This window comes from Sphingomonas sp. (assembly GCF_041661825.1).
Lineage (GTDB): Bacteria > Pseudomonadota > Alphaproteobacteria > Sphingomonadales > Sphingomonadaceae > Sphingomonas.
This window is the reverse complement of the sequence record NZ_JBAZTU010000001.1, coordinates 1,486,464-1,510,152: the sequence shown is the minus strand read 5'-3', so window position 1 is coordinate 1,510,152 and position 23,689 is coordinate 1,486,464. Positions and strand designations below refer to the sequence as shown.

The 23,689-nt window shown below is 65.7% G+C and carries 17 protein-coding genes; 8 read left to right on the top strand and 9 right to left on the bottom strand.

Translation table 11 applies throughout. The features are described from left to right. Positions 1-52: 52 nt before the first annotated feature. The 3 genes from WC729_RS06875 (at position 53) to WC729_RS06865 (ending at position 6,771) form a co-directional block, all read left to right on the top strand. Entirely contained in the window at positions 53-775 is a 723-nt protein-coding gene (locus WC729_RS06875) for a FadR/GntR family transcriptional regulator (protein WP_372850872.1), read from the top strand. Between the two features lie 119 nt (positions 776-894). Next, the gene (gene galB, locus WC729_RS06870; protein ID WP_372850870.1) at positions 895-3,603 is read left to right on the top strand and encodes a beta-galactosidase GalB; all 2,709 of its coding nucleotides are present in this window, start codon (positions 895-897) and stop codon (positions 3,601-3,603) included. 222 nt (positions 3,604-3,825) lie between these two features. Then, positions 3,826-6,771 (top strand): TonB-dependent receptor, encoded by a 2,946-nt coding sequence (locus tag WC729_RS06865; RefSeq protein ID WP_372850868.1) that lies wholly within the window; start codon positions 3,826-3,828, stop codon positions 6,769-6,771. Positions 6,772-6,960: 189 nt separating this feature from the next. On the opposite strand, the gene WC729_RS06860 is transcribed toward WC729_RS06865, so the two are convergent. Together WC729_RS06860 and WC729_RS06855 are read right to left on the bottom strand one after the other, a co-directional pair. Beyond that, on the bottom strand, positions 6,961-8,754 hold the full coding sequence (locus WC729_RS06860; RefSeq protein ID WP_372850866.1) for an IlvD/Edd family dehydratase: 1,794 nt from the start codon (positions 8,752-8,754) through the stop codon (positions 6,961-6,963). Beyond that, positions 8,754-9,890, bottom strand: coding sequence for an aldose epimerase family protein (locus WC729_RS06855; RefSeq protein ID WP_372850864.1), 1,137 nt, complete (start codon positions 9,888-9,890; stop codon positions 8,754-8,756). The genes WC729_RS06860 and WC729_RS06855 overlap by 1 nt, the downstream gene beginning before the upstream one ends. 103 nt (positions 9,891-9,993) lie before the next feature. Between WC729_RS06855 and WC729_RS06850 the strand changes: the two genes are divergently transcribed. Then, on the top strand, positions 9,994-11,307 hold the full coding sequence (locus WC729_RS06850) for a sugar MFS transporter (protein ID WP_372850862.1): 1,314 nt from the start codon (positions 9,994-9,996) through the stop codon (positions 11,305-11,307). A 172-nt stretch (positions 11,308-11,479) separates the two neighbouring features. Here WC729_RS06850 and WC729_RS06845 read toward each other — a convergent pair whose 3' ends face one another. Beyond that, positions 11,480-12,031: a hypothetical protein gene (locus tag WC729_RS06845; RefSeq protein ID WP_372850860.1), complete on the bottom strand. Its 552-nt coding sequence runs from the start codon at positions 12,029-12,031 to the stop codon at positions 11,480-11,482. A gap of 95 nt (positions 12,032-12,126) precedes the next feature. Between WC729_RS06845 and WC729_RS06840 the strand changes: the two genes are divergently transcribed. Further along, positions 12,127-13,089, top strand: coding sequence for a helix-turn-helix transcriptional regulator (locus tag WC729_RS06840; RefSeq protein ID WP_372850858.1), 963 nt, complete (start codon positions 12,127-12,129; stop codon positions 13,087-13,089). A 111-nt stretch (positions 13,090-13,200) separates the two neighbouring features. Here the strand turns inward: WC729_RS06840 and WC729_RS06835 are convergent, their stop codons facing one another. The 6 genes from WC729_RS06835 to WC729_RS06810 all read right to left on the bottom strand — a co-directional run bounded on the left by WC729_RS06835 (position 13,201) and on the right by WC729_RS06810 (position 19,182). Beyond that, positions 13,201-14,871 (bottom strand): cation acetate symporter, encoded by a 1,671-nt coding sequence (locus tag WC729_RS06835; protein ID WP_372850856.1) that lies wholly within the window; start codon positions 14,869-14,871, stop codon positions 13,201-13,203. 53 nt (positions 14,872-14,924) lie between these two features. Further along, complete coding sequence (locus WC729_RS06830) at positions 14,925-15,236, bottom strand: DUF485 domain-containing protein (RefSeq protein ID WP_372850854.1); 312 nt, start codon at positions 15,234-15,236, stop codon at positions 14,925-14,927. A 108-nt stretch (positions 15,237-15,344) separates the two neighbouring features. Then, positions 15,345-15,887, bottom strand: coding sequence for a hypothetical protein (locus WC729_RS06825; protein WP_372850852.1), 543 nt, complete (start codon positions 15,885-15,887; stop codon positions 15,345-15,347). 54 nt (positions 15,888-15,941) lie between these two features. After that, positions 15,942-16,811 carry a Nif3-like dinuclear metal center hexameric protein gene (locus WC729_RS06820; RefSeq protein WP_372850850.1) on the bottom strand — a complete coding sequence of 290 codons (870 nt, stop codon included), beginning with the start codon at positions 16,809-16,811 and terminating at the stop codon, positions 15,942-15,944. Continuing rightward, positions 16,808-17,728 (bottom strand): Nif3-like dinuclear metal center hexameric protein, encoded by a 921-nt coding sequence (locus tag WC729_RS06815; protein ID WP_372850848.1) that lies wholly within the window; start codon positions 17,726-17,728, stop codon positions 16,808-16,810. Before WC729_RS06815 ends, WC729_RS06820 begins: the two co-directional genes overlap by 4 nt. After that, positions 17,725-19,182, bottom strand: a complete 1,458-nt coding sequence (locus WC729_RS06810) for an alpha/beta hydrolase family protein (RefSeq protein WP_372850846.1) — start codon at positions 19,180-19,182, stop codon at positions 17,725-17,727. Before WC729_RS06810 ends, WC729_RS06815 begins: the two co-directional genes overlap by 4 nt. Positions 19,183-19,417: 235 nt before the next feature. Between WC729_RS06810 and WC729_RS06805 the strand changes: the two genes are divergently transcribed. The 3 genes from WC729_RS06805 to WC729_RS06795 all read left to right on the top strand — a co-directional run bounded on the left by WC729_RS06805 (position 19,418) and on the right by WC729_RS06795 (position 23,683). Next, positions 19,418-20,704 carry an SGNH/GDSL hydrolase family protein gene (locus tag WC729_RS06805; protein WP_372850844.1) on the top strand — a complete coding sequence of 429 codons (1,287 nt, stop codon included), beginning with the start codon at positions 19,418-19,420 and terminating at the stop codon, positions 20,702-20,704. A gap of 14 nt (positions 20,705-20,718) precedes the next feature. Beyond that, a complete protein-coding gene (locus WC729_RS06800) occupies positions 20,719-21,624 on the top strand; it encodes a polysaccharide deacetylase family protein (protein WP_372850842.1) in 906 nt (301 codons plus the stop codon). Between the two features lie 112 nt (positions 21,625-21,736). Continuing rightward, entirely contained in the window at positions 21,737-23,683 is a 1,947-nt protein-coding gene (locus WC729_RS06795; RefSeq protein ID WP_372850841.1) for a sialate O-acetylesterase, read from the top strand. Positions 23,684-23,689: the final 6 nt, after the last annotated feature.

The window sequence follows — 23,689 nt, the reverse complement described above, 5'->3', positions numbered from 1 at the left end:
GCCTTGCTGCGACGACGGGAGGGCCGACAGGGAGAAGGCGGATGGGGGACACGTGACGCCGGGGAAACAGCCAGGGGGACGCCGGATTCACGGCACGATCGCGCATGATCTGGGCGTGGAGATCGTCACGGGCGTCTACCAGCCGGGCGACGTGCTGCCGGGCGAGATCGAATTCGCGGAACAACTCCAGGTATCGCGCAGCGTCTATCGCGAGGCAGTGCGCATGCTGATGGCCAAGGGTCTGGTCGAGAGCCGCCCCAAGGCCGGCACCAGCGTCAGCCCGCGCAGCCGTTGGAACCTGCTCGATCCCGATGTGCTCGCCTGGATGTTCGAGGGTGAGCCGAGCGAGGCCTTCATCCGCAGCCTGTTCGAACTGCGCATGATCGTCGAGCCCGCTGCGGCCGCCGTCGCCGCGGAACGCCGGACGGGCCGCGAGCTCGCCCAGATGGGCCATGCGCTGGAGGAGATGGGGCGGTACGGCCTCGCCACGCCGGAGGGCCGCGCAGCGGACCAGCATTTCCATCACCTGATCCTGCAGGCGACGCGCAACGAGCCGCTGACTACGCTCTCCAGCACCATCGCGGCCGCAGTCGGCTGGACCACCATCTTCAAGCAGCGCAACCGCAAGCTGCCGCGTGATCCGCTGCCCGAGCATCAGGCGCTGTACGACGCGATCGCCAATGCCAACCCGGACGCGGCGCGCGCCGCCATGACGGAGCTGATCCGCCACGCGCTGGAGGATACGGAGCTGTCGATGGAGCCCGGGGCGGCCTGAGGGGCGGCGGAGAAACGGGAATAACTCCTACAAATTTCTTGACCCACGCCCCGCTCGCGCCATAGCGTCACGCCGTTTCGGGAACGACGCGATCGCCAAGGTCGCCGCGCGTGGAGAAGATGTCCGTGGCAAATCTGGCTCAAACCCTGGCGCGGCTGTCAGCGCTGATGCTCACGGTAACGCTCGCGCTGCCGGGCGCTCAGGCCCAGACCGCCCCGCGCGAACGCGTGTCGATCAACAGCGGCTGGCGTTTCCATATGGGTGATCCCGCCGGCGCGACCGGCCTGTCCTATGACGTGCGGCCCGAGATCGGGAAGAGCGAGGACGGCAAGGCCGCCGATGCGAAGCCCGACGAGGCCAAGGCCGTCACCGCCGTCAGCCAGCCAGTGCTTAAGCCCTGGATCCTGCCCAGCGCCAATGCCTTTATCAGCGATCCCGCGAAGCGCCATGTCCGGCCCGCGGGCAACCCTGGCAGCGACGTCTCCTTCGTCCAGGCCGGTTTCGACGACAGCGCCTGGCAGAAGGTGACGCTCCCGCACGACTGGGCGATCGAGCGGCCTTTTCTGAAGACCGGCCCCTATGGCGGCATGGGCCGGCTGGAGAGCTGGGGCGTGGGCTGGTACCGCAAGGCACTGGACGTGCCCGCGCGCGACAGAGGCAAGTCGGTGTTCCTCGATGTCGAGGGCGCCATGTCCTATTCGGCGGTCTGGTTGAACGGCAAGCTCGTCGGCGGCTGGCCCTATGGCTACAATAGCTGGCGGCTCGACCTGACGCCCTATCTCGCGTTCGGCGGCAGGAACGAGCTGGTCATCCGCCTCGACAACCCGCCCGAATCCGCGCGCTGGTATCCCGGGGGCGGGCTCTACCGGAACGTCTGGCTGACCAAGACGACTCCCGTCCATGTTGGCCAATGGGGCACGCGCGTTACCACTCCCGAGGTCTCGAAGGACAAGGCGGCGATCGCGCTCGACGTCTCGGTCGACAACGATTCCCGCGTCGAGGCGAACGCCGGCATTCGCACTGACATCTATGCGCTCGACGCTTCCGGCCGGAAGACGGGTGCCGCGGTAGCCCGTATTGCACCAACCAGCGTACGCGTCGCCGCGGGCGGCAGCGCCAGGGTCGCGGGCTCGACCATGCTTGCCAATCCCCGCCTCTGGGGCCCCCCGCCGACGCAACAGCCCAATCGCTACGTCGCCGTCACCTCCGTGACGCTGGGCGGCAAGCCGGTCGATCGCTACGAGACCCCGTTCGGCATCCGCTCCGTCACTTTCGACGCGAACAAGGGCGTGTTCGTGAATGGCGAGCGCATCGACCTGAAGGGCGTCAACAACCATCACGATCTCGGCGCGCTCGGCGCGGCGTTCAACGTCCGGGCGGCGGAACGCCAGCTCGAGATGCTGCAGGAGATGGGCGTCAACGCGATCCGCATGAGCCACAATCCGCCCGCGCCCGAATTGCTCGAACTGACCGATCGCATGGGCCTGCTGGTGATCGACGAAGTGTTCGACGTGTGGGAGCGCAAGAAGACGCCGCTCGATTTCCATCTGATCTTCCCCGACTGGCACGAGGCCGATCTGCGCTCGATGCTGCGCCGCGACCGCAACAATCCGTCGGTGGTGCTGTGGAGCGTCGGCAACGAAGTCGGCGAGCAATATACCGCGGAGGAGGGCGCCGCGATCTCGCGCGGGCTGGTGCAGATCGTCCGCGAGGAAGATCCCACCCGTCCCACCACCACCGCGATGAACTATGCCAAGCCCGACATGGCGCTGCCCGGTACGGTCGATGTGATCGGCCTCAATTACCAGGGCACCGGCGTGCGCGCCTATCCCGGCCAGTTCGCTGCCTTCCACGCCAAATATCCCGACAAGGTCATCATGAGCACCGAAAGCGCCTCGGCACTCAGCAGCCGCGGCGAATATCTCTTCCCGGTGGCGGGCGCGATCAGCGGCCCGGTGCGGCCCGGCTCGGGCGGTGATCCGGACAAGATGCAGGTCAGCGCCTATGAGCTGCACGCCGCCGATTTCGGCTCTTCGCCCGATCGCGTCTTTGCCTCGAACGACCAGAACCCGTTCGTCGCGGGCGAATTCGTCTGGACCGGCTTCGACTATCTCGGCGAGCCGACGCCCTATTATGCCGCGCGCAGCTCCTATTCGGGCATCATCGATCTGGCAGGTTTCAAGAAGGACCGCTTCTGGCTCTACCAGGCACGCTGGCGCCCGGAGCTGAAGTTCGCGCATGTCCTGCCGCACTGGACCTGGCCCGGCCGCGAAGGCCAGGTGACGCCGGTCCATGTGTTCAGCTCGGCTGACGAAGCGGAATTGTTCGTCAACGGCAAGTCGCAGGGCAAGAAGACGCGGGCGCCCTACGAATATCGCTTCCGTTGGGATTACGTCACCTATGAGCCCGGCGAGCTGAAGGTCGTTACCTGGAAGGGCGGCAAGCCCTGGGCGACGGAAGTCGTGAGAACCGCCGGCGTCCCTGCCGCGCTCGAGGCGACGCCCGACCGCGCGCAGATCAACGCCGATGGCCGTGACCTCGCCTTCGTCACGGTGCGCATCACCGACAAGGACGGCCTCACCGCGCCCCGCGCCGATAACGCCGTCACCTTCACGATCGACGGCCCGGGCGAGATCGTCGCGACCGACAATGGCGATCCGACCAGCTTCGACTCCTTCCAGTCGCCGACGCGCAAGGCGTTCAACGGCCTTGCGCTGGTGGTGGTGCGGGCCAAGGCCGGCAGCAAGCCGGGGGCGATCACCCTGCATGCCCAATCCGGGGCGCTCAAGGGCGCCACGATCGCGCTGAAGAGCGTAGCCGCGAGGTAACGCTACCGGCATCGCCGACGCCTGGAGCGGCCTCCCAGGGGAGGCTGCCAGCGCTGCGCATGGCCGAAAGAGCCAAGCCGTTCCGGTTCCGCGCTCAATCGAATATCGTCGCTTGACAGTTTTTACACGGACAATTAGCGGCCCGCATTGGTAGCGCTACCAGCGCATTGTGTAATCCGGCGATCCGTCGACGAGCGGGCGCCTTCGGAGAGGTAAACCTTTATGTTTCTGCGTAATCAGTCCCTGCGAGCCGCCCTGCTGGCCGCCACCGGTATCGGTGCCCTGACGATCGCGGGAACTGTATCTGCGCAGGAAACGGCCGCTCCGGCCATAAATACTCAGAGTACAAATGCTGCGCCGGACACTGTCGCTGCGACGCAAAATGACGCCGCCGCGACGCCTGACGACACAAGCCAGGACATCGTCGTCACCGGTATCCGCGCCTCGCTGCGCAGCGCGACCAACGCCAAGAAGAATTCGGTCGGGTTCGGCGATTCGATCTTCGCGGAGGACATCGGCAAGCTGCCTGCGACCAACCTGGCGGAGACGCTGAACCGCATCCCCGGCGTCAAGCTCAACCGCGACATCAACGGCGAAGGTCTGCAGGTCTCGATCCGCGGCCTCGGCCCGAGCTTCTCCAAGGTGCTGCTCAACAACACCCAGATCGCGATCGCGTCGGACGGCGGCACCAATGGCGGCAGTTCCAATCGCGAGGTCGATCTCGACTTCTTCCCGTCGGAGCTGTTCACGCGCCTCGACGTGGCGAAGAGCCCGGTCGCCTCGACCTTGGAGGGTGGCATCGCCGGTACCGTCAACCTGCGCAACGCGCGCCCGTTCGACAATCCCGGCCAGCACGTCACCCTGATCGCGCAGGGCCAGTACACCGACAGCAACCAGCGGATCAGCCCGCGCGGCGCGATCGTCGCGAGCAAGACCTGGGACAATTTCGGCGTGCTGGTCGGCGTGTCGGGCGTGAAGACCAAGACGCGGATCGACGGCTTCGAATCGATCGGCTGGACCGACGCGAACCTCACCTGCCCGACTGCCAGCTGCAATGCGGGCGGCAACGGCTTCTCCTATGCCTCGGTCACGCCGAACAATGTCGGCCATGGCCTGACCCCCGGCACGCCGCTCGATCTCGCCGCGACCTCGGGCCTGTCGCTCGACCAGCTTTCCAAGGCGATCATCCCGCGCCTCGGCCGCAACAGCTTCACGGATGGCACGCGCTCGCGCATCTCGGCGCTGGCCTCGGTCGAATGGCGGCCGAGCGACACGCTCAGCTTCGCCGTCGACGCCATCTACGCCAAGTCGGTCCGCGATTATTACCGGCTCAACATGAACTGGTATGTCCGCAATTCCGGGCCCGGCACCTCGCCGACCTCGACCGGCGGCATGGTGCCGATCGACCTGACCGTCGACCAGAACAATGTCGTGACCAAGGGCACCTTCGCCAACTCCAGCTTCTTCCTGGAGAATGACGTGTTCCACCAGACCACCGAATTCTGGAACGTGAACCCGAACGTCTCGTGGCAGCCGTCCGACACTGTGAAGATCGACGCGCAGCTCAATTACGGCCATTCGACCTTCTTCCGCGAACAGCCCCAGTTCGATTTCCAGACGCCGCGCGAGTCCGGCCTGGAGGTCACCTATGACAACAGCACCGGCGCGGCGCAGCCGATCATCACCACCAACCGCGATCTGGGCGATCCCAATCTCGGCTGGCAATGGTACCGCGTGAACGTGCAGAATGTCCGCCGCGAGACGACGACCAAGGGCGCGCATCTCGACACGACGATCGGCGACAAGACGACCAACTTCAAGTTCGGCCTGGCCTATGACGAGGCCTCGCGCTCGATCCGCGCGTACGACAACAGCATCGCCTTCCAGACCTCGGTGTGCGGCGCGACCTGTGACGGCCTGACCGGCTCGGTGCCGAATTCGGCGGTGGCGCAATATCTGTCGCGCTGGAGCGTCGACAATTTCGGCCATCTGGCGGGCGGGAATGTCGGCTACACCAGCATGATCATCCCCAATCTGGCGGCGCTGGAGAAGGCGACCAACTATGCCGCCTTCCGCGACAGCGCGCCCGAGAGCAGCGGCGCGGTGACGGGCGGCGCGACCGGCGACATCGACGAGAAGACCTTCGGTGCCTATGCCGAGACCAACGCCGTCGCGACAGTCGCGGGCAAGGATCTGCGCATCAATGCCGGCATCCGCTACATCCACACCAACCAGACGGTGGTCGGCCCGACCCAGACGGCGTCCGGTCTGGTCGATGTCTCGCTGAAAACCAGCTATGACGAGTTCCTGCCCTCGTTCAACCTGAGCTATGATTTGACCAGCCGGCTCAAGCTGCGCGTTGCGGCCTCGCGCAGCATGACCCGCGCCGATGCAAGCCAGCTGCTGCCGGGCCTGACCTTCTCCGACCCCTCGGCGCAGATCGCGACCGCAGGCAATCCGGACCTGAAGCCTTATACCTCGAACAATATCGATATCGGCGGCGAATATTATACCGGCGGCATCGGCTATGTCGGCCTGGCGGCGTTCCACAAGAATGTCGACGGCTTCACCGTGGTCCAGCAATCTACCGTGCCATTCACCTCGCTCGGCATCGCCTATAGCGATCTGAACACCACGCAGCAGCAGGCGATCGATCTGCGCGGCGGCCCGAACGTCGCTCAGGTGACGGTCAACCGCCCGGTCAATCTGCAGAATCTGATCCTCGACGGCATCGAGGGCACTTGGGTCCAGCCGCTCGACTTCGCGGTGAAGGGCCTCGGCTTCTCGGCCAACGCGACCTATATCAAGCAGAGCTCGTCGAGCGGCCTGTTCGCGCCGGGCGTGGCGCCGTGGAGCTACAATCTCCAGGGCTTCTACGAAGGCCACGGCGTGTCGCTCAGCCTCAACTATGTGTGGAATGACCAGACGGTCGCGGCGAACGGGCCGCAGAACAATCTGCCGGTCGGCCTAATCAACGATGCACGCGGCCAGCTCGATCTGTCTGCCGGCTATGAGCTGCCGTTCGCCAACAAGGCGTTCCGCCTGACACTCGACGTGCTGAACATCACCAACGCGCCGATCCGCACGACCTTCGGCTACGATAACGCGACCTACAGCGTCTATTATCCGGGCCGCCAGATCCTGTTCGGCGTCCGCGCCAAATTCTGAACCCTTTCCTCCCCTCCCCCCTTCGGGCCGGCCTTTGCGCCGGCCCTTTTTTTTGGGAAAGGAGTCGCGGCCCCAAATACCACCGTCACCCCGGACTTGTTCCGGGGTCCACCGTGCCGCGTACCAACACGCTTCTGCTCCTGCGGAACAGTGGATGCCGGAACAAGTCCGGCATGACGGAGGTGGAGGTTAGTGGTTGTCCCGCGGCAGCCCACGCGTCTGCGCGATCCGCTGATACTGCTCCGCCCCTTCCAGGATCGCCCCGCTGTCGAGCTGCCCGACGATCGCGCGCTGGATCTCCTGCCACGGCGTCTGCGAGGCGGGATAGGCATAGCCGCCCGCTTCCATCAGCACGCGGCGGCGCTCGGCCAGTTCCGCGTCGTCGATCAGCACATTGGCCGTGCCCGCACGCAGGTCGATCCGCACCCGGTCGCCGGTGCGGATCAGCGCGAGCCCGCCATTGGCCGCCGCCTCGGGCGAGGCATTGAGGATCGAGGGCGATCCCGAGGTCCCCGATTGCCGTCCGTCGCCAATGCACGGCATGGCGTGCACGCCTTCGCGGATCAAATAGGCGGGCGGCCGCATGTTCACGACTTCCGCCGCGCCGGGATAGCCGATCGGCCCCGCGCCGCGCATGAACAGCAAGGTCTCGCGCGTAATGCCGGTCGCCGGATCGTCGATCCGCGCGTGATAATCCTCCGGCCCGTCGAATACGACCGCCGGCCCCTCGAACGCGTCGGGATCGGCCGGGTCGGAGAGATAGCGGTCGCGGAATTCCTGCGAGATCACACTGGTCTTCATGATCGCGGCGTCGAACAGATTGCCCTTCAGCACGACGAACCCCGCATCCGCCATCAACGGCGTAGCGAAGGGGCGGATCACGTCCGCATCCTCGATCGTCGCGTCGCGGCAATTGTCGCCGATGGTCCTGCCGTTGGCGGTGATCGCGTCCTCGCGGATCAGCCCATGCTTCATCAGCTCCGCCACCACCGCGGGCACGCCGCCGGCATGGTAGAAATCCTCGCCGAGATACTCGCCGGCGGGCTGGAGGTTGACCATCAGCGGCACGTGATGGCCGTGTGTCTGCCAGTCCTCGAGCGGCAGGTCGACGCCGATATGGCGCGCGATCGCGGCGAGATGGATCGGCGCATTGGTCGACCCGCCGATCGCCGAATTGACCACGATCGCATTGGTGAAGGCATCGCGCGTCAGGATGTCGCTCGGCTTCAGGTCCTCGGCGACCATCTCGACGATGCGCTTGCCGGTGCGCCACGCCACTTCCTGCCGGTCGCGGTACGGCGCCGGGATCGCGGCCGACCCGGGCAGCTGCATGCCCAGCGCTTCGGCGAGTGAGTTCATCGTCGTCGCCGTGCCCATGGTGTTGCAATAGCCGGTCGACGGCGCCGACGAGGCGACGAGCTTGACGAAGCCGGCATGGTCGATCTCGCCCGCCGCGAGCAGTTCGCGCGCCTTCCACACGATCGTGCCGGATCCGGTGCGCTCGCCCTTGTGCCAGCCATTGAGCATCGGCCCGACCGACAGGGCGATCGCCGGGATGTTCACCGTCGCCGCCGCCATCAGGCAGGCCGGCGTGGTCTTGTCGCAACCGATCGTCAGCACCACGCCGTCGAGCGGATAGCCGTACAGCACCTCGACCAGCGCCAGATAGGCGAGGTTGCGGTCGAGCCCGGCGGTCGGGCGCTTGCCCGTCTCCTGGATCGGATGGACCGGGAATTCGATCGCGATGCCGCCCGCCTCGCGGATGCCCTCGCGCAGCCGCTCGGCCAGCACGAGGTGATGGCGGTTGCAGGGGGAAAGGTCGGAACCGGTCTGCGCGATGCCGATGATCGGCTTGCCCGATTGCAGCTCCTCCTGCGACAGGCCGAAATTCATGTAGCGCTCGATATAGAGCGCGGTCATGTCGATGTTCGCAGGATTGTCGAACCAGGCGCGCGAACGCAGCCCCTTGGGTGGTGTCGTCATCAGCGTGGCGCCACCGAGACACGGTAGATCATCAGGTGGCGATAAGGCTTGCCCGGATCGACCCGGGCCGAGCCGAAGGCCGGCTGGTTGGGCGTATCGGGGAATTTCTGCGGCTCCATCGCGACGCCGTCGCCCATGCGATAGACATGGCCGTGCTTGCCGACGAGCGTGCCGTCGAGGAAATTGCCGGTATAGAGCTGCAGCCCGGGCTCGGTGCTGAGCACTTCGAGCACGCGGCCGGACACGGGGTCCTCGAGCCGCGCGGCCAGCTTGGGTTCGGCGGTCAGCCCGGCATCGATCGCGAAATTATGGTCGTAACCGCGGCCGGCGACGATCTGCGCATCGCGTCCGTCGCGCAGCCCTTCGGCCAGAACGCGCGGCTTGCGGAAATCGAAGACACTGCCCTGGACCGGGCGCAGCTCGCCGGTCGGGATCAGGGTCGCGTCGACCGGGGTATAGGCCTTTGCCGGCATGGTCAGCCTGTGGCCCATCGCCCCCATCGGCGATCCTTCGCCGCCCAGATCGAAGATCGCGTGGTTGGTCATGTTGACGATGGTTGGCTTGTCGCTTGCCGCCTTGTACTCGATCGACAGCGATCCGTTCTCGTCGAGGCCGTAGGTCACGGTCACGTCGAGCTTGCCGGGATAGCCCTGGTCGCCGTCCGGGCTGACATAGCCGAAGGTCACGCGCGCCACGGGGCCGTTCTCCACCGAGACGACGCGCCATACGACCTTGTCGAAGCCCTTGGTCCCGCCGTGCAGCGAATTGGGCGCGTTGTTGATCGGCAGCTGATAGCTCTTGCCGTCGATCGCGAACTGCCCCCTGGCGATGCGGTTGGCATAGCGGCCCACCGTCACGCCGAAATAATTGGGCTTGTCGACATAACCGGCCAGATCGTCATAGCCGAGCACCACGTCCGCCGGCTTGCCGTCGCGGTCGGGTGCGATCAGCGATTGCAGGGTCGCGCCATAGCTCAGGATGCGCGCCGTCACGCCCTTCGCATTGGACAGGGTGATCGCCTCGACCTTGGCGCCGGCGACCTCACCAACGGTTTCGCGCGCCGCCGATGCGGCATGAGCCTCCGCCGTCGCCGTAGCGGCGCCAATCGTCGCCAGCATGATCAAAGCCTTGTGCATGAAAATCGCCCTCCACTGCGGCCGCTCGAACCGGCGGCGTTGACCGCGATTTTGCTTACATATACTCAGACAAAAAACAAGCGACGCAGCAGAGGACGTGAGAATGGCCGCACCGATACTCGATACGACGGCGCCGCTGGGGGCGGGTACGGGCGCAGGCCCCGGCTACCGCGCGACGCTCAGCCTTCTCGCCACGCTATTCTTCATGTGGGGATTCATCACCGTCATCAACGGCACGCTGCTGCCGCACCTGCGCAGCGTGTTCGACCTGAATTATACCCAGACAACCTTGATCGAGTCGGTCTGGTTCATCGCCTATTTCATCGCCTCGATCCCCTCGGCGAAGCTGATCGAGCGGATCGGCTACAAGGCCTCGATCGTCGCCGGCCTGGTCATCATGGCGTTCGGCGCGGTGCTGATGGTGCCCGCCTCGATGATTCCCTCCTATGGCGTCGTGCTGGCAGCCCTGTTCATCATCGCGGCGGGCATCACCTTGCTGCAGGTCGCGGCCAACCCTTATGTCGCGGTGATCGGATCGCCCGAAACCTCATCGTCCCGGTTGAACCTGGTCCAGGCGTTCAATTCGATGGGCACGACCTTTGCGCCCCTGTTCGGCGGCTATCTGATCCTCGGCCGCAGCACGTCGGGCACCGCAGCGGCGGGCGCGGTGCTCACCCCGGCCGAGCGGCTAGCCGACGCGCAGTCGGTGCAGCTGCCCTATCTGATCGTCGCGGCGGTGCTCGTCGTGCTTGCGGTGGCGATCGCCCGCTTCCGCCTTCCCGACATGAACGCCTCAACCCGTGGTGTCGCGCGCGAGAGGCTGCACCCCTGGTGGCATATTTGGCGGCACCCTCTCTGGGGGCATCGCAACCTGGTGCTCGGCGTGCCAGCGATCTTCATCTATTTGATCGCCGAGATCGGCGTCGGCAACCTCTTCATCAACTTCGTCTCGACGCCGGAGATCGGCAACCTCACCCACGAACAGGCCTCGCATTATCTCTTCCTGCTCTGGGGCGGGATGATGGTCGGCCGCTTCCTCGGCAGCTATCTGATGCAGCGCATCCCGGCCGAAACCGTGCTCGCGGCGTTCAGCGTGGGCGCGCTGGTGGTGATGCTCATCGCGACCTTCACCACCGGCCCCGTCGCGATGTGGGCGCTCATCTCGGTCGGCCTGTTCCACTCGATCATGTTCCCGACGATCTTCACCCTCGGCATCCGCGGCCTCGGCCCGCTCACCGAGGAGGGTTCAGGCCTGCTGATCATGGCGATCGCTGGGGGCGCGCTGGTGATCGTGCAGGGCTGGCTGGCCGATGCGTACGGCCTGCAACTGTCCTTCCTGCTGACCGCCGCGTGCGAGCTTTACGTGCTGTTCTACGCGCTATGGGGCGCGAAGCCGGTGGCCGTGGCTGCTGATTGATCTGTTCTTCCTCTCCAATGGGAGAGGATACGGAGACTTGCGAGTTTGCTCGCTAGTCGCAGTTGGTGAGGGGCTTCGGGAGCTATCGATAGCGCCGGAGCCCCTCACCAACTTCGCCTAATTCGCTACGCTCATAAGGCTTCGTATCCTCTCCCAAAGGAGAGGAACTCTTTCAAACCCGCGTCCAGTCCATGAACCAGCCCTCGTCCCAGCTCTTCCCGCCGTCCCGCGATACGCCCTGACGCCAGCGGCAGGAATTCGGGGTGATCCGGTCCCACACGCCCCGCGCGATCATCGGCTTGCCGTCTTCCATATCCTCGGAGGTGAAGGTCCCGGTGCCATTCTCGAACGATCCGGGCATGCCCGGCGTGGTCAGTACGCCCGATTTCGCGTTGACCCAGAAGTCCGACCAGATTTTCTTCTCCACATCGAGCAGCCTCAGTCCCATGCCGGAAAAGCCCCGCGCCGGGATGCGCAATTCCTCGACGCTGCCCACACCCGCCAGGATCGTCCAGCAGATCGCTTCGCCCTCGAATATATCCCAGTCGGCACCCTTCTTCATCCGGTGCGCGATCTTCCACTTGCCCGCGAGGAAATCGAAATCGCCCGGTTTGCCCGGCGTCCGCGTCGGAAGCGCTGCCGCAACGCCCGGCACGAACTGGCTCGCCGCCAGCCCCGCCGCTGCCTGAAGGATCGCGCGCCGCCCCATTCCCGTGCCTGTCATGTCCTGCCTCCCGAAAGCGCGCCACGGCGCCGGAGTCGGCTGTACGACGGCTATCCTGACAGGTACCGTCAGCATTTATCTGCTATCGCATGGCGATGCGCGCGAGCCGTCTCCTCTCGATCCTGATCCTGCTCCAGCTGCGTGGCCGGATGACCGCCGAGGCGCTGGCCGAGGAATTCGAGGTCTCGATCCGCACCGTCTATCGCGACGTCGATGCGCTGAGCGCGGCGGGCGTGCCCGTCTATGGCGATCGCGGGCCGGGCGGTGGTTTCCAGTTGCTCGACGGCTATCGCACCCGGCTGACTGGCCTCGCTGCCGATGAGGCCGAAGCGATGTTCATGATCGGCATGCCCGGTCCCGCAGCGGCGCTCGGGTTGGGCGCAGCGGCGGCGAGGGCGGGCGGCAAGCTGCTCGCGGCGCTGTCGCCGCCGGTGGGCGAGGGCGCGGGGCGGATCGGCACGCGCTTCCATCTGGATCCGGTCGACTGGTATCATGCCGATGAGGCAGTGCCGTTCCTCCCCGCCATCGCCCGCGCGGTGCTCGATCAGCAGGCGATCGAGATGACCTATGAAAGCTGGTCGGGCCTGCGCGACTGGCGCGTCGAGCCGCTCGGCCTCGTGCTGAAGGCGGGCGCCTGGTATCTGGTGGCGACGGCCCGGCGCGGCGTGCAGACCTTTCGCGTTTCCAACATCCGCACGCAGCAGGTGACGGAGGATCGGTTCGAACGGCCGGCCGATTTCGACCTGTCGTCCTGGTGGGCTGCCTCGCTCGAGCGCTTCGAGACGGAGCTGCGTCCGGCTCGCGCGTCGATCCGGCTCTCGGCGCTGGGCCGGCGCAGGTTGGCGGAACTCGGCGCCTATGCGGCCGAAGCGGTGGCGGCGGCCGGGGCACCGGACGAGAACGGATGGGCAATCGTCAGTCTGCCGATCGAAACGGCCGACAAGGCCGCGCTGACTCTGCTCGGCCTCGGACCCGAGGTGAGGGTGATCGAGCCGGTGGAACTGCGCGACAGCCTGCGTGATCTTGCCGAGCAGGTGATGGGGATGACCGCCACTTAACCCAAACGTCAGCCCGGACTCGTTCCGGGGTCCATCGTTCCGCACACGCACCGTCGCGGCGCTTGCGGAAACATGGATGCCGGAACAAGTCCGGCATGACGGGCGGAAAGGCTAGTGGCTGGACGCGCCCTCGGCCCCAATCCCAGTCTCGGACCGCACCCGCTGCTCGAGATACGCCCCCCGATCCACCGCCGCGCGCGCCGATGTGTCGAGTTTCGACACCAGCCAGATCGTGAAGAACGCCAGTGGCACCGTGAAGATCGCCGGCGACGAATAGGGGAAGATCGCCTTGTCGTGATGCAGGATCGCGACCCAGATCGCGGGCGACAGGATCGTCAGCACCAAGGCTGTCACCAGCCCGACCGATCCGCCCACCACCACGCCCCGCGTCGTGCAGCCCTTCCACAGCAGCGACAGCAGCAGCACCGGGAAATTGCCCGACGCTGCCAGCGCAAAGGCCAGGCTCACCATGAACGCGACATTCTGCTTCTCGAACAAGATGCCGAGCAGGATCGCCACCACCGCGAGCACCAGCACCGTACGGCGCGACACGCGCAGTTCGGCGGCTGAATCGGCCTCACCCTTGCGGAACACCGTCGCATAAAGGTCGTGGCTCACCGCCGAGGCGCCCGACAGGGTCAGCCCCGCCACCACCGCCAGGATCGTCGCGAACGCCACCGCCGAGACGAAGCCGAGGAAGATATTCCCCCCGATCGCCTGCGCCAGATGGATCGCCGCCATATTGGCGCCGCCACGCAGGACTCCACCTCGATCGATATAGCTCGCATCGGTCGCCACCAGCACGATCGCGCCGAAGCCGATGATGAAGGTCAGCAGGTAGAAATAGCCGATCCACCCCGTCGCCCACAGTACGGAACTGCGCGCCGCCTTGGCGTTGGGCACGGTGAAGAAGCGCATCAGGATATGCGGCAAGCCGGCGGTGCCGAACATCAGCGCCATGCCGAACGAGATCGCCGAGATCGGGTCCTTGATGAAATTGCCGGGCCCCATGATCGATCGCCCGCGCTCTGGCGCTGCCGCGATTTCGGCGGACGTCGTGGCGCTCATCGAGGCAAGATTGGTCTTCACTTCCACCGCGCGGGCGAACAGCGCCTCGGGCGAGAAGCCGAACTTCGCCATCACCATGAACGCCATGAAGCTCGCACAGCCGAGCAGCAGCACGGCCTTGATGATCTGCACCCAGGTCGTCGCGGTCATCCCGCCGAACAGGACGTACAGCATCATCAGCACGCCGACGATGATCACGGCATAGGCATAGTCGAGTCCGAACAGCAATTTGATCAGCTGCCCCGCACCGACCATCTGCGCGATCAGGTAGAACAGCACGACGACGAGCGTGCTCAGCGCCGCGAAGGTCCTGACCGGCGTCTGCGCGAAGCGGAACGAGGCGACATCGGCAAAGGTGTAGCGGCCGAGATTGCGCAGCCGCTCCGCCATCAGGAACAGGATGATCGGCCAGCCCACGAGGAAGCCGATCGAATAGATCAGCCCGTCATACCCATCGGCGAAGATCTGTGCGGAGATACCGAGGAACGACGCGGCCGACATGTAATCGCCCGCAATGGCGAGCCCGTTCTGGAATCCGGTGATGCCGCCGCCCGCGGTGTAGAAATCGGATGCGGTGCGCGTCCGCCGCGCGGCCCAGCGGGTAATGCCGAGCGTCAGGATCGCGAACGCCGCGAACATCACGATTGCAGTCCAGTTGGTCGGCTGCGGCTTCGGCGCCCTGGCGTCGATGGCGAGGGCAGGGGTGGCGATCATCAGGACCGCAGAAGCGATAGCGATGATGGGGGCGATTGCCCGGGCGATGCGGCTCATTCGCCTTTGCTCTCGACCAGGCTCTGGACGAGGGCGTCGTAATCGCGATTGGCGCGGCGCACATACAGACCGGTCAGCCCGATCGCGAGCAGGATCACGCCGAGCCCGACAGGAATGCCGATCGAGGTCACGCCCGATCCGATCGGCGCGGCAAGTGCACTCTTGTCGAAGGCGATCAGCAGGATGAAGCCGAAATAGGCGACCAGCATGACGCAGGTCAGCGTCCAGGTGAACCGGCCGCGCTGGCGGGTCAGCGCCAGATATCGCGGATCAGCCGCGATCCGCGCCAGACGTTCTGAATCGGCCATCCCACTCTCCCCCAGCCGCTCGTTGGCGGTATCGCTACCATGCTATATCGGCGGCGCGATGCAAGCGACGTTTGCCGATCGAACCTGTCTTCTTCCTGACGCTAGCCACTATTCTCGTTTGGTGGGTTCGATCGGCTCATTGCGATAATCGTGTGAAATCATGGGAGCATTCGCCATGATGCAAACCAGGTCGCGCAATACCTTATCCTTTTCATCGCCGCTCCGCTCCGCAATCTTGAAAGCGAGCAGGTAGCGGTGCGTCCGTTCAAGGCAGATGTGAAATGCGCCGAACTGCTTCGCACTCCGCGCGTAGAGCCAGAACGCACCCCCAGCGACGAGTTCCATTACACCACCGCTTATGATCGACAGAGAAGATATAGTTATTGAATTCGATGACGGTGGGGTCGTCAGGCCGAGTCTACTAAGGGCATCAAATGTGAGCATGTAAATGAGGCTCAAAGAAAAAATCGCAAGTCCGGCATACGCAAATGCCTTCGCTGCAGCGAAGCTTTTAGTAGCTTGACCCTGAACGTCCGTGTAATACTCCAAGATCATCGCTTCATGTTTGGCGACGATCTTTCCCATCGATCCATCGTCAACGGCATCGCCAAGCTCTCTGCATGCCTCTTTTTTCGCGGTTAAATTGTCCATCGGTTCCCCCTGTCGCGGGATCCATTTGCGCTCAGTCTACGACCTTGCGCAAGTCTAGCGCGTATTGATCTCAAAAACAGGCGCGTCCGGATTCCAATAGGGCTCGACCTCGGGAATGAACTCCACCGGCACTTCGTCGACAATCGTCTTCAGCCACTCCGCGCAATAGCGCATCCCGCCCGCGACCGATTTCGCCTGGCCAAGCAGGATCAGCGCCTTTTTGTCGCCCGCCGCGATCAGGTCCTGGGCATATTCCACCGCTTCCCATTCGCGGGTGTAGCCGCAGATCACGACATCGACCGCGCTGTTGAACAAGGCGATGGTGGGAAGCTGCGAGGCATTGCCCCAGCTCGTCGCGACCGTCGTCACCGGCAGCTTCGGATCGCCGACGATGCGCATGGTGCGGTCGCCGAGCCTGTCGTGAAGCTGCTGCGCCAGCCCGAGCAGGGTGGTCGGTGGCAGCTTGAACAGATTGAGATTGGCCGGATCGGCGAGATTGCCCGACCAGCCCAGCTCCTTCGCCATGCCGGTCGCGATCCCGTCGGGGGTGCGATCGCGCCAGTGATCGTGGAAGTTGAAGATCACCAGATCATGCGCGCGGATGAAGTCGCGCTTCGCGTTGAACAGCGCGTCGCCTTCGAGCCGGTCGAGCGAATCATTGCTCGACCAGAAGGGCGGATCGAAGGTGACGATAAAATTGGCGGCCTTGGCCGCCGCTGCCTTCAGGCAATCGAACGTCGCCATCGCAGTGGTGGCGATGCCGGTGACGGCGGTGGTAGGGTCGCCCGCGACGATCCGGTCGACCGTCTGCGGCCGGCCCGGCGCGCCGGACTTTTCGAGGATGCGATCGACCAGCTGCAGCGCCGTGACGGGGCCGGTGTGGAGCGGCGGACGGGCGGGAAGGGGAGGGGCCGCCTGCATCATGCGATCCTCGTATCGATCTCGAACACCGGGCGGCGCACGTTCCAATATGGCTCGATGATCGGCACGAATTTGACCGGTACCTCCTTCACGAATCCGCCGAGCCATTCGGCACAGGCCTTCATGCCCCATTGCTCCGACTTCACATGGCCGAGCACGATCAGCGCTTTCTTCCGGCCCGAGGCGACGAGGTCCTGCGCATAGGCGATCAGGTCCCAGTCCTGCGTCTCGCCGATCACCAGCACATCGGCTTCGCTGTTGAGGAAATTGATGCCGGGAAAGGCGCTGCAATTGCCCCAGCTTTCATAGACGATGGACACCGGCAGCGCTGGGTCGCCGATCACCCGAATGGTGTTCGCGCCCATGCGTTTCTGGAAATCCTTCGACAGCGCGAGCAGGGTCGTATGCGGGATGGTGAACAGCCGCTGGTTGTCGGCATGCATGAATTTCGACCAACCCATCAGCTGCATCGTGCCGAGGTTGATCCCGTCGACCGGGCGCAGCGCATGCCAGTGATCGTGCAGATGGTACGACACCAGATTGTGCGTCTTCGTATAGGCCAGCTTGGTTCGGTAAAGCGGATCGTCCTCGATCCCGCTCAGCCGGTCCTGATGCGAAAACCAGGTCGATTCATGCGTGATGATCATGTTCAGGCCCTGGCGTGCCGCTGCTTTCATCGCGTCGAACGTCGCCATCATCGTGGTGGCGATGCCGGTGACGACCGTGTCGGGACCGCCGGCCTTGAAGCCGTCCACCCCGCCGTCGCGCCACGGACCGCCGATCTGCAGCTTCATCCGCTCGATCACGTCGCCCGCGGTAAGCTTGCCGGCGGCAAGGGCAGGGCCCGCCCCTGCGGTCAGAGCGGCGCCCGCGCCCAGCGCAAGCACGCCCCGGCGGGAGAGATCCGCCTCGCGCATCATTTGAGTTCCTTCTGCGCGAACTGGATGAAATATTGCCAGTTGGGGTTGGGCGTATGGCCCCAGGGGTGCTGGCGGAACGCGACATCACCGGTATCGATCAGCGTCTCGACCTTGGGGAAGGTCGACGTGCCGATGCCCTTCTTGCCCAGCACCTCCCAGGCCGGGCTGGCCGCGACCGCCGACAGGAACATGCCCTGCGCATCCTGCCACGCATCGCCCGGAATGGCGCAGGGCGGATCCATGATCAGCCCGCCGCCGCCGATGAAGATCGGGCGCGGCGCGACCAGGGCGACGAATTCATGCGCATCGACCGGCATCTCGTCCGCTGTGTGCCCAACCGCAGCATATTTCAGGAAATTGCCCGCCATCCAGTGGAATTCATTGGGCGCCGCGACATTCTCCAGCGCCTCGCCGTAATTGCGCCGGTACAGGTTCCCCCCGCCCGCACCCGAGGAGGAAATGAAGCCGATCGCGAAGCGCGGATCGTCGACCAACGCCACCAAAGCCGCCTTGCCGCCACGCGAATGGCCCATCACGCCAACCTTGCTGCCGTCGACATCGGGGTCGGTCAGCAGATAGTCCATCGTTCGGCTGCTCGACCACGCCCAGGCGCGCAGCACGCCCCAATCGTCCATCGACCGCGGCTGGCCCTTGTTGACCAGGCCGATAATGCCTTTGGTCAGCCCGGCGCCATTGTCCGCCTGCACCGCTCCATTGTCGACCGAGACGAAGCCCCAGCCCTTCTCCAGCAACTGCTTGCCCGACGAGTCCACGACCGGCCCGCTCAGCATGCACATGCCGGTGGTGGCGCGGGTCGGCGGGGCGAGCGGCATCGGCCGCGGGCGGAGCGATCCGCCGCCGATGATCACCGGCACCCTCTTCCCCCTGGTGGAGGCGGGCGTGACGATATCGGCCGCGATCTCGACGCTGATCGCCGGATACGCCGCATTGTCGACATGGCCGACGACATGCTTGACGATCGCCGGGATGCCCTCGACGTCCTGCTGCGTCGTGCTGGCAACCGTCCAGGTCACCTTGGGCAGATGCGCCGGATATTTGCCATAGACATGCTCGTCGAACAGCGCCTTGATCTCTTCGCGGCGCTTCGCCCAGCCGGCCGCAGTCGTCACCTTGGTCCCGTCGCGCAGCGTCATCAGTGCCGGCAGATTGGGATACGGGTTTGCCTTGGCCTCATCGTAATTGGTGAAGTCCGGCCGGCCGGGGATCACGGCGTTCTTCGGGATGCGCAGCGCGGTGATGCCCTGCGCCTTCATCTCGCGCACCAGTTCGACGGTCGAGGCATCGAGCACCGCCTGCGCCTCGGGCGATCGCGGCCGGGCGGCTGAGTCGCTCGGAATCACCGGCGTCACGAAGTCCTGGCCCGCAGCCATGGCAACGCCGCCGGCCGACATGGCGCTCAGCAGCACACCGCACAACAGATGCGATCTCTTCATGCATCCTCTCCCGCCTCGATATATCTGATATTCTATATGATTCTGGACGCGGTTATCTCGCTGTCCGGGGCCGCTGGCAAGGGGCACGTGCGCACGATGTTTTCCGCCCGAAACGCCCGATTCGGGCCAGTTGGAGTCGCGGATAACGCTCGCTATGGTACCGCTATCGCGGCACCGGCCGAGATCAGGGAAGAGTGACCGTCACAAGGCGGCGAGACGACAAAAGGAGAAGATGTTGAGAAGCTTCCGTCCCTATCTGTCCCTCGCCGCACTGACGCTGGTGCTTCAGCCGCTCGCCGCCGCCGCCCAGTCGAAAGCCTGGACAAGAAGCTGGCAGGCCGTGCCGATGGAGCGTCCGGGCCTTCGTCCGCCGCCTCCGCCCCCGCCGGCGCAAGTCGGCCAACCTACGGCGCCGGGCCAGCCCGCGCCGCCGCCACAGCCGCAACAGGGCGTGCCGGTCCCCACCTCGGACGTCACCTATCGCATGGTCGCGCACCTCTCGGCCGGCGGCTCGACGCTGAGGCTGCGCCTGTCCAACGAGACGGGCACTGAGCCGCGCCAAATCGGCGCCGTTCATGTCGGGCTCGCCGGTCCCAATGGCGAGGTCGTCGCTGGCAGCGACCGTGTCGTCACCTTCGATGGCGACGCCTCGCCGGTCATCCCCGCCGGCGCGCCCGCGGTCAGCGATCCCGTAGCGCTCAAGACCGGCCCGCTCGCCAATGTCGTGGTCAGCATCTACGTGCCCGGCGACACGATTTCCCTCAGCGTCCATGCCCTGGGCGTCGCGACCACGCAGATCGCCCCGGGCGACCAGACCGCCGCCGCCAGCTTCCCGCCCGGCGGCCCCACCAATACGATGCGTCTCGTGCTCACCGGCATCGACGTCTCGGGCGGCCCCGCCACCGCGACGATCGTCACCCTCGGCGATTCGATCACGGACGGCGCGCAATCGACCCGCGACACCAACAACCGCTGGCCCGACATATTGGCCGCGCGGCTGGCCAAGGCAGGCAAGACCGGCTTCGCAGTCGCCAATGCCGGCATCTCGGGCAACCGCCTGCTCAACACCGGCAGCGGCCCGGCTGCGCTCGCCCGCTTCGACCGCGACGTGCTGGCGGTGCCCGGCGTGCGTTATGTGGTGATCCTCGAAGGCATCAACGACATCGGCAGCGCGACCCGCGCCAAGACGCCCCTGCCGACGGTCGCCGACATCACCGGCGCTTACCGCCAGATGATCGACCGTGCGCATGATCGCGGCGTGACGGTGATCGGCGCGACCGTCATCCCCTATAAGGGCGCCGGCTATTACAGCCCCGAGGGTGACGCCGTGCGCATCGCGGTCAATGCGTGGATCCGCACGCCCGGCAATTTCGACGGCGTGATCGATTTCGAAAAGGCCGTCGCCGACCCGGCCGATCCGCTGCGCATGGCCAAGGCCTATGACAGCGGCGACGCGCTGCATCCCGGCGATGCCGGCTACCGCGCGATGGGCGACTCCATCGACCTCGACCTGTTCCGCTGATCCGGAGAATGACAATGCTGCGCAGCATAATGATCGCCGCGACCCTTACGGCCGCGGCAAGCGGAACCGCGACCGCGCAGGAGATCGCCTTCACCTGGGACGATCTCCCCTCGCACAGCGCGCTGCCCGAGGGCACAACGCGCGTCGAGATCGGCGACAAGATCATCGCCGCGTGGAAGGCGGCCAAGCTCCCGCCGGTCTACGGCTTCGTCAACGGCGTGCGCACCGAGGAGGAGCCGGACTCGACCGCGATGCTGGATCACTGGCGCGCCGCCGGCCTGCCGCTCGGCAACCATGCCTGGTCGCACATGAACCTCGCGACGCACACGGCGGGCGAGTTCGAGCAGGACGTGATCAAGGGCGAGGGCGTCGTCGCCGATCGGATGAAGGGTCAAAACTGGCACTGGTTCCGCTATCCCAATCTCTCGGAAGGCGACACGCCGGAGAAGAAGGCGGCGGTGCGCAAGCTGCTCGCCGATCGCGGCTACCGCATCGCTGGCGTCACGATGAGCTTCGGCGATTATATGTGGAACGCACCCTATGCCCGCTGCGTCGCGAAGAAGGACGAGCACGCGATCGCCTGGCTGAAGAAGACCTATCTCGACGCGGCCGACGAGAGCATCACCTATGGCCGCGGCGTGTTCAAATCGCTGCTTGGCCGCGACATCCCTTATGTCCTGCTGATGCATGTCGGCGGTCTCGACGCGGAGATGCTGCCGCAACTCCTCGACCTCTACAAAAGTCGCGGCTTCAAGTTCGTGACCCTGGAAGAGGCACAGCGCGACCCCTGGTACAAAGGCTATATGGACCCGCGCGAACCGGATGCCCCGGGCCGCCCGGAATCGCAGCTCCAGGCAAAAGGCCTGCCGGTACCGGAGCGCCACAATTACGGCCCGGAGCTGGAAGCGATCTGCAAATAAATTCCTCCCCGAGCAAGCTCGGGGAGGAACGAGTAGCCCACTGGACAACCCCCTCAAACACTGCTCCTATATCCTATACGATCCGCGCAAGAGCGGACGGGGGAGAGCGACGATGAAGGGCCCATTCCGCGCATTGATCCTGGCCGGCCTCGGCCTTGCGGCACCGGCCATCGCCGCCGACGCGCCAATCCTTCACGTCATGTTCCAGGACCACGCCGTCCTCCAGCGCGACAAGCCGATCCCGGTCTATGGCCAGGCCGCCCCGAACACGACCGTCACCGTCAAACTCGGCACCGAGACCGCCACGGCCAAGGCAGACAAGACCGGCCAATGGCGCACCACCCTCGCAGCACTCCCGTCCGGCGGTCCCTACACGCTCGAGGCTCGCAGCGGCACCACGACCCAATCCGTCCAGGACGTCCTTATCGGCGACGTGTTCCTCTGCACCGGCCAGTCGAACATGCAGCTCGCGGTCCGCGCCGCGGGCAACGCGACCTTCGAGATGCGCGCCGCGACCGACGGCCAGATCCGCCAGCTCGGCATCGCGACCAAGGACAGCCTGACCCCGCTCTCCACTTTCGCCACCCCGGTGTCCTGGACGGTCGGCTCCCCCGACACGGTCGGCAATTTCTCGGCGAGCTGCTATTATTTCGCGCGCGAAATCAAAAAGACCACCAATGCCCCGGTTGGCCTCGTCGTCTCCGCCTGGGGCGGCAGCCGCGTGCGCGACTGGGTGAGCGAACCGAACCTGCGCAAGCTCGGCCAGTACAATGCCGATCTCGATATGCTCGCCCTCTACCGCACCAACCCGCAGGCCGCGCAGCGCCGCTGGGACTCAAGCTGGGAAAGCTGGTGGAAGGCCAGCGGGGCCGCGGCGGCAAAGGGCAACCCCTGGGAACCCGCCTATCCCGTCACGGACTGGAAGACAGCGCCGGCCGCGCTCGGCCCCTGGGCGCTCTGGACCGGGACTTCGCCCGACGGGTTCGTCGGCCAGATGTGGCTGCGCACCACCGTCGATCTCACCGCGGCGCAGGCTGCCCAGGCCGCGACGCTCGATCTCGGTTCGGTCAATGAAGAAGACCAGAGCTGGATCAACGGCAAGGGCGTCGGCGGTACCAGCTGGTCGAAACAGGCGCTGCACGACATCCCTGCGGGCGTGCTCCATGCCGGCGCCAACATCATCGTCACCAACATCTTCTGCAGCTGGCGCAATTGCGGGATGAGCGGCCCGGCCGAGACGCGCGCGATCCGCCTGAAGGACGGCGGCGCGGTGCCGCTGTCCAACCCCTGGCGCTACGCCGAGGTGCCGAACGGCCTCATCGCGCCGCAACTCCCCTGGGGTCCGACCCACGGCGTCACCCAGCTCTATTACGGCATGATCGCCCCGATCGGCGGCTACGGCTTCAGGGCCGCGATCTGGTATCAGGGCGAATCCGACATCTATTTCAACAGCCAGTATCAGGCGACGCTGACCGCGATGATGGGCGACTGGCGCGACCGCTTCGGCGCCGACCTGCCGTTCCTGATCGTGCAGATCCCCAATTACGGCCCGCGCCCGACCGCGCCGATGGAATCGGTCTGGTCCGACGTCCGCGAAGCGCAGCGCCGCGCGGCGATGGCGGATGCGAAGGCTGCCTATATCGTCACCGTCGACATCGGCGACGCGACCAATCTCCACCCCTCCAACAAGCAGGATATCGGCCGCCGCCTCGCCATCGCTGCGCGCCACGCCGTCTACGGCGATCCAACACCGGCCGCCGGTGCGGTGCCGGGTGTCGCGCGACGCACCGCCGATGGCGTTGTCGTCCCGTTCGGCCAGATCACCGGCACGCTCGCCGCCTGGAGCGGCCAGCCCAATGCCTTCGAACTATGCGGCCCGGCTGCCGGATCGTGCCGCTACGCCGATGCCCGGATCGACGGCACGACCGTGGTGGTGAAGGCCGATGCCACCGATGCGACGCGTATCCGCTATTGCTGGGGCGACAGCCCGACCTGTACCCTCACCGACACGAGCGGCCTGCCGGTCACGCCGTTCGAACTGACGATCCCGCCGCGCTGAGCGCCG

What these genes read in the sequence shown, in the direction of transcription:
- WC729_RS06820 (WP_372850850.1), bottom strand. Translation starts at nt 16,811, where the DNA reads ATGATGCAGGCGGCCCCTCCCCTTCCCGCCCGTCCGCCGCTCCACACC.
- WC729_RS06850 (WP_372850862.1), top strand. Translation starts at nt 9,994, where the DNA reads ATGGCCGCACCGATACTCGATACGACGGCGCCGCTGGGGGCGGGTACG.
- WC729_RS06795 (WP_372850841.1), top strand. Translation starts at nt 21,737, where the DNA reads ATGAAGGGCCCATTCCGCGCATTGATCCTGGCCGGCCTCGGCCTTGCG.
- WC729_RS06830 (WP_372850854.1), bottom strand. Translation starts at nt 15,236, where the DNA reads ATGGCCGATTCAGAACGTCTGGCGCGGATCGCGGCTGATCCGCGATAT.
- WC729_RS06860 (WP_372850866.1), bottom strand. Translation starts at nt 8,754, where the DNA reads ATGACGACACCACCCAAGGGGCTGCGTTCGCGCGCCTGGTTCGACAAT.
- WC729_RS06845 (WP_372850860.1), bottom strand. Translation starts at nt 12,031, where the DNA reads ATGACAGGCACGGGAATGGGGCGGCGCGCGATCCTTCAGGCAGCGGCG.
- WC729_RS06835 (WP_372850856.1), bottom strand. Translation starts at nt 14,871, where the DNA reads ATGATCGCCACCCCTGCCCTCGCCATCGACGCCAGGGCGCCGAAGCCG.
- WC729_RS06825 (WP_372850852.1), bottom strand. Translation starts at nt 15,887, where the DNA reads ATGGACAATTTAACCGCGAAAAAAGAGGCATGCAGAGAGCTTGGCGAT.
- WC729_RS06840 (WP_372850858.1), top strand. Translation starts at nt 12,127, where the DNA reads ATGCGCGCGAGCCGTCTCCTCTCGATCCTGATCCTGCTCCAGCTGCGT.
- WC729_RS06810 (WP_372850846.1), bottom strand. Translation starts at nt 19,182, where the DNA reads ATGAAGAGATCGCATCTGTTGTGCGGTGTGCTGCTGAGCGCCATGTCG.
- WC729_RS06815 (WP_372850848.1), bottom strand. Translation starts at nt 17,728, where the DNA reads ATGATGCGCGAGGCGGATCTCTCCCGCCGGGGCGTGCTTGCGCTGGGC.
- WC729_RS06865 (WP_372850868.1), top strand. Translation starts at nt 3,826, where the DNA reads ATGTTTCTGCGTAATCAGTCCCTGCGAGCCGCCCTGCTGGCCGCCACC.
- WC729_RS06800 (WP_372850842.1), top strand. Translation starts at nt 20,719, where the DNA reads ATGCTGCGCAGCATAATGATCGCCGCGACCCTTACGGCCGCGGCAAGC.
- WC729_RS06855 (WP_372850864.1), bottom strand. Translation starts at nt 9,890, where the DNA reads ATGCACAAGGCTTTGATCATGCTGGCGACGATTGGCGCCGCTACGGCG.
- galB (WP_372850870.1), top strand. Translation starts at nt 895, where the DNA reads ATGTCCGTGGCAAATCTGGCTCAAACCCTGGCGCGGCTGTCAGCGCTG.